The sequence below is a fragment of the Microbacterium sp. FG3 genome (assembly GCF_057809335.1).
Genome location: NZ_JBMDJT010000013.1, coordinates 1 through 15,512 on the forward strand (window position 1 = coordinate 1; position 15,512 = coordinate 15,512).

Here is a 15,512-nt window from a genome sequence, read left to right on the forward strand (position 1 = left end):
TCCCGTCGCCGCCCCCGTGGCGGAGCGCCCCGCCGCCGTCGCGCCGCCGGTCGCGATGCCGCATGCCGGCGCGGATCCGCAGGCCGAGAGGGCGGCGGAGCCGAAGCCGGCCGAGCGGGCCGCGGAGCCCAAGCCGGCAGCCGCGCCGCCGGCCCTCGACGAGGTCCCCGGCGCCGGGTGGGCGACGGTCGCGCCGGGATCCGCGGCGCCCGCGGCCTCGCCGGTGCCGCCGGCTGCGGAGCCCGGACAGCAGGCCGCGGACGCGCCGGCCCCGCAGGCCGACGCCGCGGCGCCAGGCGGGAACCAGCCGCCCGCGCCCCCGGCTCCTCCCGCGTCCGAGCCCGCGACCGAGGCGGTACCCGAGGCGCCGGGCGCCGCGGAGGCTCCCTCCGGTGGGGCGCCCGCGCCGCTCACGCTCGAGGCCATCCGCGCGGCCTGGCCGCAGGTCATGGAGCGCCTGCGCGACGCGGCGCCCGAGAGCGCCCGCCTCGTGGCCGTCTCGACCGTGGCCGAGGTGCAGCCGGGCGACGTGCTCATGATGTCGTTCCCGAGCCATGGCGCGATGAACGGCTTCCGCGGGGCGGCGAGCGACGACCTGCGCACCGCGATCCTCGGCGTGCTCGGCGTGCGCGTGAAGTACCGCGCCAGGGTCGACGCGCCGTCGGACGACGTGCCGCCGCCGCCCGACGACGACCCCGATCCGGGCCCGGACGACGAGCCCGCCGGCCCCGCCGCGCCGCCGCGGCAGTCCGCCTACGCGGCCCCGCCCGCCGCGGGGTGGGCCGTGGCGCCGATCCCGGGATCGATCGCCCCGATGGCCCCGCCGTCGCTGGCCGTCGACGACGACCCGGAGGAGGTCGCCGCGGGCGCGCGCGTCGCCACGCTCGAGCGCGATGGCGCCGTGATGCCGGACGAGCCGCCGGTCGATGCCGACGACGAGCCGCTGCCGGAGCGTCCCACGGTGCAGCGCCGCCAGGTGCTCGTGCCCGAGGGCGTCGAGCGCCGCGGCGAGGCCGTGGTGCGCCAGATCCTGGGCGCCCGGTTCCTGCACGAAGAGCCCTACGAGCCGCCCACGCGGTTCGCCTGATCCGGACGGACCCCCGCATGTACGACGGCATCGTCCAAGAGCTGATCGACGAACTCGGCCGCCTTCCCGGCATCGGGCCCAAGTCGGCCCAACGCATCGCCTTCCACATCCTGCAGACGCCCTCCTTCGACGTGTCGCGCCTGTCCGAGCTGCTGCGCGAGGTGCGCGAGCGCGTGCGGTTCTGCGAGATCTGCGGCAACGTGTCCGAGCAGGACCGCTGCGCCATCTGCCGCGACCCGCGCCGCAATCCCGAGCTGATCTGCGTGGTCGAGGACGCGAAGGACGTCTCGGCGATCGAGCGCACGCGCGAGTTCCGCGGCCTGTACCACGTGCTCGGCGGCGCGATCAGCCCGATCGCGGGCGTGGGTCCCGACGACCTGCGGATCGCGCAGCTGATGCAGCGCCTCGCCGACGGCACGGTCCAGGAGGTCATCATCGCGACCAACCCGAACCTCGAGGGCGAGGCGACGGCCGCGTACCTCAGCCGCCTGCTCGCGTCGATGCAGATCCCCGCCTCGCGCCTCGCGTCGGGCCTGCCCGTCGGCGGCGACCTCGAGTACGCCGACGAGGTCACGCTGGGCCGCGCCTTCGAGGGCCGCCGCCGCCTCTGAGCGCGCCCCGGCCGGATCGCCGGGCCGGCACCACCGAATCGCACCCCTAGGATGGACGATCAGGCGCACCCGTCCGCGCCGGATCACCGGGAGTTACACGTGGCCCTGATCGTGCAGAAGTTCGGCGGCTCGTCCGTCGCCGACGCCGAGAGCATCAAGCGCGTCGCCAAGCGCATCGTCGACACGCGCCGCGCCGGCCACGACGTGGTCGTCGCCGTCAGCGCGATGGGCGACACGACCGACGAACTGCTGGACCTCGCGAACCAGGTGGCGCCGGTGCCGGCGCCGCGCGAGCTCGACATGCTGCTCTCCAGCGGCGAGCGCATCTCCATGGCGCTGCTCGCGATGGCGATCCACTCGATGGGCTACGAGGCCCGCTCGTTCACGGGCAGCCAGGCGGGCATGATCACGACGGCCGATCACGGATCCGCCCGGATCGTCGACGTCACCCCGGTGCGCCTGCGCGAGGCGCTCGACGACGGCGCGATCGTCATCGTCGCCGGGTTCCAGGGCTTCAACCGCGACACGCGCGACATCACCACGCTGGGACGCGGCGGCTCGGACACCACCGCGGTCGCCCTCGCGGCGGCCCTGGGCGCCGACGTCTGCGAGATCTACAGCGACGTCGACGGCATCTTCACCGCCGACCCGCGCGTCGTCCCGCTCGCGCGCAAGCTCGACCGGGTCTCGGCCGAGGAGATGCTCGAGCTCGCCGCGAACGGCGCGAAGGTGCTCTACATCCGCGCCGTCGAGTACGCGCGGCGTCACGGCGTGCTCATCCACGCCCGATCCACGTTCACCTCGAACGACGGCACGTACGTGCTGGGCGAGGGGATGACCGATCCTCGCCTCACCGAAGGAGCAGACATGTCCGACGCCATCGGAATGGAAGAGCCCGTCGTCACGGGTGTGGCCACCGACCGCAGCCAGGCGAAGGTCGCCGTCGTGGGCGTGCCCGACGTGCCCGGCTCGGCCGCCGCGATCTTCACCCTCGTGGCCAAGACGGGCGCGAACATCGACATGATCGTGCAGAACGCGCAGTCCGCCCAGCCGGGCCGCACCGACATCTCCTTCACCCTGCCCAAGCAGCAGGCGGTCGACGTCGTCAAGGCGCTCGCGGCCGAGCGCGACGCGATCGGCTACGAGAACCTCGTGCACGATGACCAGGTGGGCAAGCTCTCGGTCGTCGGGGCCGGCATGCGCACCCACTCGGGCGTCTCGGTGACGCTGTTCGAGGCGCTCAGCAGGCACGGGATCAACATCGACATGATCTCGACGAGCGAGATCCGCATCTCGGTGATCCTGGGCGAGAACGAGCTGGACGAGGCGGCGCGCGCCGTGCACACCGCGTACGGGCTGGACGGCGACATCGAGGCCACCGTCTACGCGGGTACCGGCCGGTAGGGGCGGGTCCGGGGCGCGGGGCGTCCGGGTAGAATCGACCAACCCCGCGCTCGATCAGAGGAACCGCCATGACCCGCATCTCCGATTCTGGACTCTCCGTCGCCGTCGTCGGCGCCACCGGACAGGTGGGCGGGGTCATGCGCGAGATCCTGGCCGAGCGCGCGTTCCCCATCCGCGAGCTGCGCTTCTTCGCGTCGCCGCGCTCGGCGGGCACCGCGATCGAGTGGAACGGCCACACCGTCGTCGTCGAGGACATCGCCACCGACGACCTCGGCGGCATCGACATCGCCCTGTTCTCGGCGGGCGGCGCGGCGTCGAAGGAGCACGCGCCCCGCTTCGCCGCCGCCGGCGCCGTCGTGATCGACAACTCCAGCGCGTGGCGCATGGATCCCGAGGTCCCGCTCGTCGTGGCCGAGGTGAACCCGCACGCCGCGGCCGACGCGCCCAAGGGGATCATCGCCAACCCCAACTGCACGACGATGGCGGCCATGCCCGTGCTGAAGCCCCTCGACGCCGAGGCGGGGCTGGAGCGGCTGATCGTCTCCACGTACCAGGCCGTGTCCGGATCCGGCCTGGCCGGCGCCGAGGAGCTGCTCGACCAGGTGGAGGGCGTGCTCGCGCAGGGCGACACGCTGCGGCTCGTGCGCGACGGCTCGGCCGTGGACTTCCCGGCGCCGCAGAAGTACGTCGCGCCGATCGCGTTCGACGTCCTGCCCCTCGCCGGCAACCTCGTCGACGACGGGCTGAACGAGACGGACGAGGAGAAGAAGCTCCGGAACGAGAGCCGCAAGATCCTCGAGCTGCCGGGCCTCCGCGTGGCCGGCACGTGCGTGCGCGTGCCCGTGTTCACCGGCCACTCGCTGAGCATCAACGCCGAGTTCGCGCGCGAGCTCACGCCCGAGCGCGCACGCGAGATCCTCGCCGACGCCCCCGGCGTGGCGCTCGAGGAGGTGCCCACGCCGCTGCAGGCGGCCGGCAAGGACCCGAGCTTCGTCGGCCGCATCCGCGCCGACCAGTCCGCGCCCGAGGGCCGCGGCCTCGTGCTGTTCGTCTCCAACGACAACCTGCGCAAGGGCGCCGCCCTCAACGCCGTGCAGATCGCGGAGCTCGTCGCCGCGCGGATCGGCGTCGCCGCGGCCTGACGCCGATCGGCGCCGCCTCCGCGAAGGAACGGCCGTTCTTTCGCCGCGGGCGTGGTCCGGGGCCTCCTGGCGCCGCCGTAGGATTGTCTGGTGAGTGAAACTGTCGATGTCGTGCTCATCGGCGGCGGCGTCATGTCCGCCACGCTGGGCACTCTCCTGAAGGAACTGCAGCCCGACTGGAAGATCGTGGCGTTCGAGCGCCTCGGCGAGGTCGCGCAGGAGAGCTCCAACCCCTGGAACAACGCGGGCACGGGCCACGCCGCCCTGTGCGAGCTGAACTACATGCCCGACGCGGACGATCCCGCCAAGGCGATCGGCATCAACGAGCAGTTCCAGCTCAGCCGCCAGCTGTGGGCATCGCTCGTCGAGCGCGGCATCCTCGACGCGCCGTCGACCTTCATCAACGCCACGCCGCACATGACGTTCGTGCAGGGCGAGAAGGACGTCGCCTACCTGAAGCGCCGCTACGAGACGCTCAAGGAGCAGCCCCTCTTCGCCGGCATCGAGTACAGCGAGGACTCGCGGGTCATCAACCAGTGGGCGCCGCTGCTCATGCAGAAGCGCCGCAAGGGCGAGCCGTTCGCGGCCACGCGCGTGCCGTCGGGCACCGACGTGGACTTCGGCGCCGTCACGCGGCAGCTCTTCGCGCACCTCGTCGAGGGCGGGCTGGATCTGCGCCTCGACACCGAGGTGAAGAAGCTCAAGCGCGCCGAGGACGGCACATGGGAGGTGCGCTACCGCAACCGCGTGGGTCGCACCCCGGGATCGCTCAAGGCGCGCTTCGTCTTCGTGGGCGCGGGCGGCTGGGCCATCAAGGTGCTGCAGTCGGCACGCATCCCCGAGATCAAGGGATACGGCGTGTTCCCGATCGGCGGGCAGTTCCTCAAGACGACCAAGCCCGAGCTCGTCGCCAAGCACCGCGCGAAGGTCTACTCGCAGGCCGCCGTGGGCGCCCCGCCGATGTCGGTGCCCCACCTGGACGCGCGCATGGTCGACGGCGAGGGATCGCTGCTGTTCGGCCCCTTCGCCACGTTCAGCCCGAAGTTCCTCAAGACGGGCAGCATGCTCGACATCGTGCAGCAGGTGCGCCCGAGCAACATCGGCTCGATGCTCAAGGTGGCGGTCACGAACCTCGACCTCGTGAAGTACCTCGTCACCGAGCTGCTGAAGACGCGCGCGAAGAAGATCGACAGCCTGCGCGAGTTCGTGCCGGACGCCGACGGCGCCGACTGGGAGCTCATCCAGGCCGGTCAGCGCGCCCAGGTGATGAAGGGCGGCAAGCTGCAGTTCGGCACCGAGGTGGTCGCGGCGGCCGACGGATCGATCGCCGGTCTGCTCGGCGCCTCGCCGGGTGCCTCGACGGCCGCGCCGATCATGCTCGACGTGCTGCAGCGCTGCTTCCCCGACCGCTTCGACGCGTGGAAGCCGCACCTGCAGGAGCTCATCCCCACGTTCGGCACGACGCTCAACGGCGACGCGCAGGCGGCATCGGCCTCGATGTCGACCACGGCCGAGAAGCTCGGCCTCCCCGCCTGACGCGCTTCCGGCGCCCCGCCGCCGTCGGACGACGGGCGGCTGCGGTGGTCGCTTCATCTCCGTGGCCTGCGGCCGCTCCGTTCAGCAACCGATCGGATCAACCCCACGGTTGCTGAACGAAGATGAAGCGACCACCGCAACTCCCGCGCGCAGCGGCCGCCGGGGGCTACTCGCGCGGCTGATCGCGCAGCTTCGGCAGGGGCTGCGTCTCGATCTCGGCGTGCTCGGCCATCTCGCGCCGCTCGGCGAGCGGGAACGAGACCTTGAACGTGGCACCGCCACCCGGGGTGTCCTCGACCGTGACGGAGCCGTGGTGCGCCTCGACGATGGAGGCGACGATCGCGAGCCCCAGGCCGCTGCCACCGGTCTCGCGGGCCCGCGACGTGTCGGCGCGCCAGAACCGCTCGAAGATCTGCTCGCGGATGGCCTCGGGCACGCCCTCGCCGTGGTCGACGACGGCGATCCATCCCATGTCGTGGGCGGGATCCACCCCCACCTCGAGCTCGATGGGCGAGCCCGCGCGGCTGTAGCGCCGGGCATTGCCGAGCAGGTTGGTCACGACCTGGCGCACCTTGTTCTCCTCGCCGAGCACGATCGGCGGCAGGGCCACCATCCGCGCACGCGGCTCCGAGAAGTCCATGGCCGGAACGTCGTCGCCCGCCTCGGCGGCGGCCCGGCGCCGGCGCAGCCGGTCGATCGTCGCGGCCGTGACCCGCTCGATCGCCGATGTCGCGGGGTGGCGCCGCCGCTGCTCATGACCGCCCTCAGAGGGGCCCGCCTCCTCCGTCGACTCGCGCACAGTGGGGACGGGGCCGGTGAGCGCCTCGAGCGTGCGGTCGATCACCGTCACGGCGCGGGACGGATCGGCGGCGCGCGTGTCGAGCGCGAGGTCGCGCGCCACGCGGCGCAGGTCGATGGGGGCGATGTCGAGCTCGCGGCGCTCGTCGAGGCGCGCCAGGGCCAGCAGATCCTCCACGAGCACGCCCATGCGCGTGGCCTCCTTCTCGATCCGCTCCATGGCCCTGGCGGTGTCCTCGGGGGTCTGGATCGCCCCCATCCGGTACAGCTCGGCGTAGCCGCGCACGCTCACGAGCGGGGTGCGCAGCTCGTGGCTGGCGTCGCCGATGAACCGGCGCATCTGGCGCACGGTCGCGTCGCGCTGCGAGATCGACGCGTCGACGCGGTCGAGCATCGTGTTGATCGCCTGCTTCAGCCGGCCGATCTCGGTGGTCGGCTCGATGTCGGTCATGCGCTGGTGGAAGTCGCCGCCGGCGATCGCCATCGCCGTCGACTCCACCTGCCGGAAGCGACGGAACGTGAGCGTCACGAGCCAGCGCGTGCCGAAGGCGCCGGCGACGATCGTCATGAGCGCGACGAACGTGAACACGGCGAAGTAGGTGCGCACGACGCTGATGACCTCGGCGTGGGGCAGGGCGATGATCTGGCTGTAGAACGCGTTCTTCCCCGCGGGCTGGACGATCCCCACCGAGGCACGGAACTCCGAGCCGTCCGCCCCCTTCAGGCCGAATCGCTCCGAGGTGAGCGGCTGGGCCTGATCGAGCGTGAGCGTGTCGGGGAACTCGGGCGGCACGGCGTCGCTGCGCAGGCCGCCCGCCGAGGCCACGAAACGGCCGTCGGGGTCGTAGAGGGCGATGAAGTACTCGGTGCGCAGATCGTCGAGATCCCCCTCGCCCTCCGCGGCGTCGAGCACGCGCTCCGCCAGCGTGTCGCTCTGCACGCGCTGCACGACCGACTCGTCCACGTTCGACAGCAGGGCGCTGTAGAGCACGAAGGAGGTGCCGACGCCCGCGACGAACAGGCCGATCGCCAGCACGGCCACCGTGACGCCGGTGACCTTCGCCCGCAGGCTGATCCGCCGCCACCAGCGGGTGAGGGCGTCGGGTTCCTTGGACAGGATCGTGCCCTACGAGGCCTTGTCGACCTTGAGCATGTAGCCGAAGCCGCGCTTGGTCTGGATGAGCGGCTCCGCGGCGTGCGGGTCGATCTTGCGGCGGAGGTAGGAGATGTAGCTCTCGACGATGCCGGCGTCGCCGTTGAAGTCGTACTCCCACACGTGGTCGAGGATCTGCGCCTTCGACAGCACCCGGTTGGGGTTGAGCATGAGGTAGCGCAGCAGCTTGAACTCCGTCGGGCTCAGCTCGATCTGCGTGTCGCCCACGTACACGTCGTGCGTGTCCTGATCCATCGTCAGCTCGCCGGCGTGGATCACCTGCTCCTCCTCCTCGCTCTGCATGGTGCGGCGGAGGATCGCCTGGATGCGCGCCACGATCTCGTCGAGGCTGAACGGCTTGGTCACGTAGTCGTCGCCGCCGGCGTTGAGGCCCTTGATCTTGTCCTCGGTCTCGTCCTTGGCGGTGAGGAACAGGATCGGCGCGGTGTAGCCGGCGTCGCGCAGGCGCTTGGTGACGCTGAACCCGTTCATATCGGGCAGCATCACGTCGAGCACGATGAGGTCGGGCTCCTCCTCGAGGACGGCGGAGATGGTCTGCGCGCCGTTGATCACGGTCTTCACCTGGAATCCGGCGAATCGCAGGCTCTGCGACAGGAGATCCCGGATGTTCGGCTCGTCATCGACAACGAGGATGCGCGGTGCGGTCATGGCCCCATTATGTCGGCCGGATCGATGATCGGGCTGGAAATCGCGACGGATCGGCCGAAAGCGAACACGCGCGCTCTGTCGTTCAGGCAGCGGCGACGAGATCCTCGACGTCCAGGATCGTGTAGCTGTAGCCCTGCTCGGCGAGGAAGCGCTGGCGGTTCTGGGCGAAGTCCTGGTCGACCGTGTCGCGGGCGATGAGGGTGTAGAAGCTCGCCGTCTGCCCGTCGCTCTTCGGCCGCAGCAGGCGGCCGAGGCGCTGGGCCTCCTCCTGGCGCGACCCGAAGGATCCGGACACCTGGATCGCGACGGACGCGTCCGGCAGATCCACCGAGAAGTTCGCGACCTTCGACACCACGAGCACCGGGAGCGTGCCGTCGCGGAACGCCTGGAACAGCTGCTCGCGCTCGTCCACCGGCGTGGAGCCGGTGATCTTCGGCGCGTCGAGGGCCTGCGAGAGCTCGTCGAGCTGGTCGAGGTACTGGCCGATGACGAGCACCTGCTCGCCGGCGTGGCGCGCGATGATGTCGCGCACGACGTCGATCTTCGCCGGCGCGGTCGCGGCCAGGCGGTAGCGGTCCTCGTCGGCGCTCGCCGCGTACTCCATGCGCTCGTCGGCGGGCAGGTCGACGCGCACCTCGTAGCAGGCGGCCGGGGCGATGAACCCCTGGGCCTCGATCTCCTTCCACGGCGCATCGAAGCGCTTGGGGCCGATGAGGCTGAACACGTCTCCCTCGCGTCCGTCCTCGCGCACGAGGGTGGCGGTGAGGCCGAGGCGGCGGCGTGCCTGCAGGTCGGCGGTGAGCTTGAACACCGGGGCGGGCAGCAGGTGCACCTCGTCGTACACGATCAGGCCCCAGTCGAGCGCGTCGAGCACGTCGAGGTGCGCGTACTGGCCCTTCCGCTTGGACGTGAGGATCTGGTAGGTCGCGATCGTGACGGGCTTGATCTCCTTGACCTGGCCCGAGTACTCGCCGATCTCCTCGGCCGTGAGCGTGGTGCGCTTGAGCAGCTCGTCGCGCCACTGGCGTGCGGAGACGGTGTTGGTGACGAGGATGAGCGTGGTCGTCTTCGTCGCCGCCATGGCCCCCGCGCCCACGAGCGTCTTGCCCGCGCCGCACGGGAGCACGACGACGCCCGATCCGTCGGCGCGGAAGGTGTCGACGGCCTGCTGCTGGTACGGGCGCAGCGCCCAGCCGTCCTCGTCGAGCGCGATCGCATGCGGCGTGCCGGGCGTGTACCCGGCCAGGTCCTCCGCGGGCCAGCCGATCTTCAGCAGCTCCTGCTTGATGTGCCCGCGCGCCCACGCGTCGACGACGAACGTGTCGGGCGCCGGCTGCCCCACGAGCAGCGGCTGGATGCGCTTGTTGCGCGAGACCTCCGCGAGCACCGCGCGATCGGTCGACTTCAGCAGCAGCTCGCCCTCGGCGCCGCGCTCGATCGTGAGCCGGCCGTATCGGTTCACCGTCTCGCGGATGTCGGTGGAGACCGACGGCGGCACGGGGAAGCGGCTCCACCGGTCGAGCGTCTGCAGCATGTCGTCGGCCGTGTGGCCGGCCGCGCGCGCGTTCCACAGCCCGAGCCGCGTGATCCGGTAGGTGTGGATGTGCTCCGGCGCGCGCTCGAGCTCGGCGAAGACGGCGAGATCGTGGCGCGCCGATTCCGCGTCGGGGTGCGCCGCCTCGAGCAGCACCGTGCGGTCGCTCTGGACGATCAGGGGACCATCAGACATAGCGAACGAGTCTACCGCCGTGCGGTGAACGGGGCATCGGCTCGTGGGCGCACTCCGCCGATCGACGCGGGGCCGACATCCCTGCCCCGCGCGCTTACGCGCGGCGGACGGAGGCGATCGAGCGGATCGGCAGGGTGCGCTCGACGTCGGCGCCGCGGTCGAGTCCGCGCAGACGGCCGCCGCCCAGGCCGGTCGCCTCGAGCGTGAACTCGCGCGTCGAGCCGTCGGGGAGCGAGACCGCCACGATGAGGGTGGCCTTCTCGCGCACGGCGGCGTCGAGCTCGCGCTCCAGCCACGCGGCGTCGGCGTCGGCCGACTCCGACTCCCGCAGGCGGGCGATCAGCGGCGCGTAGCGGTCGGCGTCCGGCGCCTCCTCCGGCGCGAGCCGGTGCCGGCGCAGGGCGACCGCCTCGCCCTCCTCGTCGATGACGATGACGGGGTAGCGCGCATCGGCGAGCGCCCAGTAGACGGCGGCCCGGTCGGCGCGGGTGCGCAGCAGCCGGCCGTCGGGCACGAGGCCGAGCGCGCGCAGCGCCTGATCGACCGCGATGGTGTCGAGCAGCTGGTGGTCGCGGCTCGAGACGACGGTGTGGCCGGTCTCGGGATCCAGCGAGATGCGGACGAGCCCGTGCCGCTCCGCGGTGCGCTCGATCAGGTACGCGAGCGGCTGCGGCAGGCCCGTGAGAGACAGCTCCGCGAGGAAGCCGCGGATGCCCTCGGCGGTCTCTCCCGCAGAGAGCGCCTGCCCGATCGACGCCTCGGTGAACCGGTAGGTCGACGCCTGCGCGTGCGACTCGCGCACCGACATGCCGCGCAGCCTCACGTCGAGCTCGGGGGCCAGCGGCCCCGGCGAGATCGCCGTCAGGTCGTTCTGCAGGAACACCCGATCGACCTCGTGCGGCAGGAGCGCCAGCAGGGGAGCGGGGTCGGGTGCGGCGCCGCCGCGCGCGGGCGCGGCCCACTCCGGCTCGCCGCCGTCCTCCGCGACGAGGCCCACGAGGCGCCACAGCGCGATCCAGCTCGCCGCGCGCTCGGGCCACTCGGGGTCGAGGGGATACGCGTCCGGCCACAGCTCCGGATCGATCCAGCCGCCGTCGGCGCGCAGCCCCGCGGGCAGCGCGCCCCGCAGGGCCGCCACGAGCGACGACCAGCGCTCGCCGGTGGAGCGGCGGATCCACTCCGCCCCCGCGGGCGTCACGAGCCAGCGTCGCTCCTGCCCGCGCAGCAGTCCGGCGAGCTCGGCGGCGCGCACGAGCGCGTCGGCGTCGGCGCCGTCGCGCGCCAGCTCCTCCTGCACGAGGCGCTTGCGCTCGGTGGCGGCCAGGCCCGTCGCGACGCGCCCCAGGGGCACGCGGAGGGCGTCGATCAGCAGATCGGCCAGCGCGGTCGTCGCCGTGAACGCGCGCTCGGCGGCGTGGGCGGCGGCGTCGGCCGACGCCGGCTCGGGCGTGCGCAGGGGCGTCGGCGTGACGACGTCCGGCAGCGCGGCGGCGACCGGGGCGAAGGGGCGGCCGTCGGCGTCGGTCAGCCCCAGGAGCTCGGGGCCGGAACCGGAGCGCAGCGCGTGCAGGTCGTCGCGGGGCAGCGCGCGCAGGGCGACCGCGATCGAGCCGGTGTCGAGCAGGGCCTCGGCCGCGTCGAACCAGCTGCGCCACGCCGCGTGGGGTGACACCCTCCGGGCGCCCAGCAGTCGGGCGATCTCGCCGTCCTCTCTGGCGGCGAGACGCTCCGCGAGCGTGCGCGCTTCGGCTACCACGCGATCCGGGGCATCAGGACGGGCGGTCCGACGCCCGTCCCCTTCGGATCATCGACATGATCAGCAGCGCGAAGATGAGCAGGAACCCGATCGGCAAGCCGATCATCGGGATCGTCGCGATGATCGGCCACGCGCCGCGGCCGAAGTCCTCGGACTCCAGGCCAGCGGCGTCGGCGATCAGGAGCGCGAAGAACGAGGCCACCGACAGCACGATCACGCCGAGCGACATGAACGTGAGGATCCGATCGATGCGACGGACCGGGGCCCCGTCGGCGGGCTGCTTGCTGCTCATCCCGACCAGGATACGCGTCGCCGGCGGATGGGTAGGCTGGAAACGGGGAGCGGCGACGTGCCGCACCCGCATCCGTCCGCACGATCGCTCAGCAAGAGGTGTCCCATGCCCACCGGCAAGGTCAGGTTCTACGACGAGGAGAAGGGCTTCGGCTTCATCGCCTCGGACGACGGCCAGGACGTCTTCCTGCACGCCAGCGCGCTTCCGGCCGGCACCGTCCCGAAGCAGGGCGCGCGCGTCGATTTCGGCATCGCCGACGGACGCAAGGGCCCCCAGGCCCTCTCCGTCCGCGTGCTCGAGGCGCCCCCCACGCGGGTGAAGCCCAACCGCAAGAAGGCCGAGGACATGGCGGTCATCATCGAGGACCTCGTGAAGATGCTCGACGGTGTGGGCGAGGACCTGCGTCGCGGCCACTACCCCTCGAACAGCCACGCCCGCAAGGCCGCCGCCGTGCTGCGGAGGGTCGCCGATGAGCTCGACGTCTGACACGCCAGACGACGCCCCCGAGGGGGACGTCGTGCCGGAGTCCGAGGTCCCCTCGACGGGCGAGGCGATCGCGGCGGACGAGGCGACCGCGGATGCCGGGGCGGACGCGGATGCCGGGGCGGACGTGAACGAGGCGGATGCCCAGGCCGAGGAGCCGGGGCAGGTCGTCGCCGACACGCGGCTGCTCGAGGCCCACGACCTCGCGCTCGAGGCGCTGCGCGAGATCACGCCGGCCTCGTCGATCGGCGCCCCCGCGGGGCACCGGGTCGAGCCGGACGGGGTCGTCTCGCTGCTCTTCGAGAACACGCTGCCCGGCTACCCCGGCTGGTACTGGACGGTCTCGCTCGCCGTGGTCGAGGGCGCCGAGCCGACGGTGCTCGAGGCCGAGCTGCTTCCCGGTGAGGGCGCGCTGCTCGCGCCGGAGTGGGTGCCCTGGTCGGTGCGGCTGAAGGAGTACCAGGCCGCTCAGGCCGCGGCCGAGGCCGCGAGCCGGGCGGCGTCGGGCACCGCCGACGGCGCCGAGGCTGACGAGGACGACGAGGACGACTTCGATGAGGACGACCTCGATGAGGACGACCTCGATGAGGACGACCTCGATGAGGACGACGGCCTGGACGACGACCTCGACGCGGACGCATCGCCGGTGCTGCACGCGGGCGACGTGGACGGCGTCGACATCGACGAGCTCGACGAGGACGACCCGGACGAGGACTCCGGCGAGGACGACGACTCCGACGAGGACGACGAAGAGGACTGACGTCGCCGCGTTGATGAGTCGCGGCCTCGGCTCGCTGCGGAACAGGCGCGGAGTCGAGACCCGCGGCGGCCCGCCTCAGCCCTGTGCGAGCACGTAGTCGAGCGAGCGGATCAGCTGACGCACGTCATCCGGCTCCACCGACACGAAGGTCGCGATGCGCAGCTGGTTGCGGCCGAGCTTGCGGTACGGCTCGGTGTCGACGATGCCGTTGGCGCGCAGCGTCTTGGCGACGGCCGCCGCGTCGACCGTCTCGTCGAAGTCGATCGTGACGACGACGGGGGAGCGGTGCGCGGGGTCGGCGACGAACGGCGTGGCCACGGCCGAGGCCTCGGCCCACGCGTAGAGCGCCTGCGACGACTCGCGCGTGCGGGCGTCGGCCCACGCGAGGCCCCCGCGGCCGAGGATCCACTCGAGCTGGCTGTCGAGCAGGTGCAGCGTCGCGAGCGCCGGGGTGTTGTACGTCTGGTTCTTGCGGGAGTTGTCCAGCGCGGTGGCCAGGCTCAGCGACTCGGGGATGTACCGGCCGCTCGCCGCGACCCGCTCGATCCGCTCGATCGCGGCGGGCGACACCGCGGCCAGCCACAGGCCGCCGTCCGATCCGAGGTTCTTCTGCGGCGCGAAGTAGTAGACGTCCGCCTGCGCGGCGTCGAAGTCGATCCCGCCCGCCGCGCTCGTGGCGTCGATCACCGTGAGCGCCCCGTCGTCGCCGGCCACGCGGGCGATCGGGGCGGTGGCGCCCGTGGACGTCTCGTTGTGCGGCCACGCGTACACGTCGACACCCGCCACGGGCTCGGGCAGCGCGATCGATCCCGGTTCCGCCTTGCGCACATCGGGCGCCTCGAGCCACGGTGCCGCCGCGGCCGCGGCGAACTTGCCGCCGAACTCGCCGAAGGTGAGGTTCTGGCTGCGCTTCTCGATGAGCCCGAACGCCGCCGCGTCCCAGAACGCCGTGGATCCGCCGTTGCCGAGGATGATCTCGTAGCCCTCGGGCAGGCGGAACAGCGATGCGAGGCGCTCCCGCACGCTGCCGACGAGGTCCTTCACGGGTGCCTGGCGATGCGACGTGCCCAGCAGCGACCGCCCGGCGGCCGCGAGGGCGGCGACCTGCTCGTCCCTCACCTTGGACGGGCCGCAGCCGAATCGTCCGTCGGCGGGCAGGAGATCGGCGGGGATCGTGAGCGTCATGCGTCCATGGTAGGACCGGCCGCGCCGTGGCTCCGCGCGGGATGGGGTCCAGGGGAACCCACATGCCGCGCCGCATAGGATTGCCGGAGGAACCCCACGGAGGCCCGGATGACCGACCTGATCGACACCACGGAGATGTACCTTCGCACCATCCTCGAGCTCGAGGAGGAGAACATCGTGCCGCTGCGCGCGCGCATCTCCGAGCGGCTCGGCCACTCCGGTCCCACGGTGTCGCAGACGGTCGGCCGCATGGAGCGCGACGGGCTCGTGCACGTGGGCGAGGACCGTCGCCTCGAGCTGTCGGAGGCCGGCCGGCAGAAGGCCGTCGACGTGATGCGCAAGCACCGCCTCGCCGAGCGGCTGCTGTCGGACGTCATCGGCCTGGACTGGGCGTACGTCCACGAGGAGGCGTGCCGCTGGGAGCACGTCATGAGCGAGCAGGTGGAGCGCCGCCTCATCGAGTTGCTCGGCAGCCCCACCGAGTCGCCGTACGGCAACCCGATCCCGGGCCTCGATCTCATCGGGGGCGAGCCGGGCCGCGACTTCGACGAGGGCGTGATCGGCCTCGTGAAGGCGCTCGACGCGCAGGGCGGCCCGCTGCAGGGCACGGTGCGCCGCCTGGCCGAGCCGGCGCAGGTCGACCCCGAGCTGCTGCAGCAGCTGCGCGTGGCCGGCGTGGTCCCCGGCGCCTCGGGCGACTTCCGCTACAGCGAGGGGTACGTGCTCGTGCACATGGACGGCAGCGACGAGGCGCTCGAGCTGCCCGTCGAGATCGCCTCGCACGTCTTCCTCGTCGCTCCGCGCTGACCGGTCGAGGGCGCGCGGGCGCTCTCAGAATCGGAGCGTGACATTTTCGTTATCTTCCCGTAGGGTGGGGAAATCCCGAGGCCGGAAGGCCCCGAACCCG

At 72.3% G+C, this 15,512-nt stretch carries 13 protein-coding genes and 1 pseudogene; 8 read left to right on the top strand and 6 right to left on the bottom strand.

The annotated features are described in order from the left end of the window. From ACODR5_RS06210 to mqo, 5 genes and pseudogenes are all read left to right on the top strand, one after another. Positions 1–1,087, top strand: a pseudogene (locus tag ACODR5_RS06210) (hypothetical protein); the annotation flags it as partial. Between the two features lie 17 nt (positions 1,088–1,104). Next, a complete protein-coding gene (recR, locus tag ACODR5_RS06215) occupies positions 1,105–1,698 on the top strand; it encodes a recombination mediator RecR (protein ID WP_449854772.1) in 594 nt (197 codons plus the stop codon). 99 nt (positions 1,699–1,797) lie between these two features. Then, positions 1,798–3,102 (top strand): aspartate kinase, encoded by a 1,305-nt coding sequence (locus tag ACODR5_RS06220; protein WP_460817896.1) that lies wholly within the window; start codon positions 1,798–1,800, stop codon positions 3,100–3,102. Between the two features lie 68 nt (positions 3,103–3,170). Continuing rightward, positions 3,171–4,244: an aspartate-semialdehyde dehydrogenase gene (locus ACODR5_RS06225; protein ID WP_488983052.1), complete on the top strand. Its 1,074-nt coding sequence runs from the start codon at positions 3,171–3,173 to the stop codon at positions 4,242–4,244. Between the two features lie 90 nt (positions 4,245–4,334). Continuing rightward, entirely contained in the window at positions 4,335–5,780 is a 1,446-nt protein-coding gene (gene mqo, locus ACODR5_RS06230; protein WP_488983053.1) for a malate dehydrogenase (quinone), read from the top strand. A 166-nt stretch (positions 5,781–5,946) separates the two neighbouring features. On the opposite strand, the gene ACODR5_RS06235 is transcribed toward mqo, so the two are convergent. The 5 genes from ACODR5_RS06235 to ACODR5_RS06255 form a co-directional block, all read right to left on the bottom strand. Continuing rightward, positions 5,947–7,620, bottom strand: a complete 1,674-nt coding sequence (locus tag ACODR5_RS06235) for a sensor histidine kinase (RefSeq protein ID WP_488983054.1) — start codon at positions 7,618–7,620, stop codon at positions 5,947–5,949. An 84-nt stretch (positions 7,621–7,704) separates the two neighbouring features. Further along, positions 7,705–8,400: a response regulator transcription factor gene (locus tag ACODR5_RS06240; RefSeq protein WP_261165162.1), complete on the bottom strand. Its 696-nt coding sequence runs from the start codon at positions 8,398–8,400 to the stop codon at positions 7,705–7,707. An 82-nt stretch (positions 8,401–8,482) separates the two neighbouring features. Continuing rightward, a complete protein-coding gene (locus tag ACODR5_RS06245) occupies positions 8,483–10,129 on the bottom strand; it encodes a DNA repair helicase XPB (RefSeq protein ID WP_449854777.1) in 1,647 nt (548 codons plus the stop codon). Positions 10,130–10,223: 94 nt separating this feature from the next. Beyond that, on the bottom strand, positions 10,224–11,885 hold the full coding sequence (locus ACODR5_RS06250) for a helicase-associated domain-containing protein (RefSeq protein ID WP_460817888.1): 1,662 nt from the start codon (positions 11,883–11,885) through the stop codon (positions 10,224–10,226). 13 nt (positions 11,886–11,898) lie between these two features. Next, positions 11,899–12,177, bottom strand: coding sequence for a multidrug ABC transporter ATPase (locus ACODR5_RS06255; protein WP_460817887.1), 279 nt, complete (start codon positions 12,175–12,177; stop codon positions 11,899–11,901). A 105-nt stretch (positions 12,178–12,282) separates the two neighbouring features. On the opposite strand from ACODR5_RS06255, the gene ACODR5_RS06260 reads away from it, so the two are divergent. Together ACODR5_RS06260 and ACODR5_RS06265 are read left to right on the top strand one after the other, a co-directional pair. Further along, positions 12,283–12,663, top strand: coding sequence for a cold-shock protein (locus ACODR5_RS06260; protein ID WP_460817885.1), 381 nt, complete (start codon positions 12,283–12,285; stop codon positions 12,661–12,663). Then, positions 12,647–13,420 (top strand): DUF3027 domain-containing protein, encoded by a 774-nt coding sequence (locus ACODR5_RS06265; RefSeq protein ID WP_488983055.1) that lies wholly within the window; start codon positions 12,647–12,649, stop codon positions 13,418–13,420. The genes ACODR5_RS06260 and ACODR5_RS06265 overlap by 17 nt, the downstream gene beginning before the upstream one ends. Before the next feature lie 75 nt (positions 13,421–13,495). Here the strand turns inward: ACODR5_RS06265 and serC are convergent, their stop codons facing one another. After that, entirely contained in the window at positions 13,496–14,605 is a 1,110-nt protein-coding gene (serC, locus tag ACODR5_RS06270; RefSeq protein WP_488983056.1) for a phosphoserine transaminase, read from the bottom strand. A gap of 108 nt (positions 14,606–14,713) precedes the next feature. On the opposite strand from serC, the gene ACODR5_RS06275 reads away from it, so the two are divergent. Continuing rightward, positions 14,714–15,412 carry an iron-dependent transcriptional repressor DtxR gene (locus tag ACODR5_RS06275; protein WP_449854783.1) on the top strand — a complete coding sequence of 233 codons (699 nt, stop codon included), beginning with the start codon at positions 14,714–14,716 and terminating at the stop codon, positions 15,410–15,412. Positions 15,413–15,512 lie beyond the last annotated feature (100 nt).

Excerpts from the sequence above, each read along its gene's own strand:
- ACODR5_RS06260 (WP_460817885.1), top strand. The coding sequence starts at position 12,283 with ATGCCCACCGGCAAGGTCAGGTTCTACGACGAGGAGAAGGGCTTCGGC.
- ACODR5_RS06275 (WP_449854783.1), top strand. The coding sequence starts at position 14,714 with ATGACCGACCTGATCGACACCACGGAGATGTACCTTCGCACCATCCTC.
- ACODR5_RS06225 (WP_488983052.1), top strand. The coding sequence starts at position 3,171 with ATGACCCGCATCTCCGATTCTGGACTCTCCGTCGCCGTCGTCGGCGCC.
- ACODR5_RS06255 (WP_460817887.1), bottom strand. The coding sequence starts at position 12,177 with ATGAGCAGCAAGCAGCCCGCCGACGGGGCCCCGGTCCGTCGCATCGAT.
- ACODR5_RS06240 (WP_261165162.1), bottom strand. The coding sequence starts at position 8,400 with ATGACCGCACCGCGCATCCTCGTTGTCGATGACGAGCCGAACATCCGG.
- ACODR5_RS06245 (WP_449854777.1), bottom strand. The coding sequence starts at position 10,129 with ATGTCTGATGGTCCCCTGATCGTCCAGAGCGACCGCACGGTGCTGCTC.
- recR (WP_449854772.1), top strand. The coding sequence starts at position 1,105 with ATGTACGACGGCATCGTCCAAGAGCTGATCGACGAACTCGGCCGCCTT.
- ACODR5_RS06265 (WP_488983055.1), top strand. The coding sequence starts at position 12,647 with ATGAGCTCGACGTCTGACACGCCAGACGACGCCCCCGAGGGGGACGTC.
- serC (WP_488983056.1), bottom strand. The coding sequence starts at position 14,605 with ATGACGCTCACGATCCCCGCCGATCTCCTGCCCGCCGACGGACGATTC.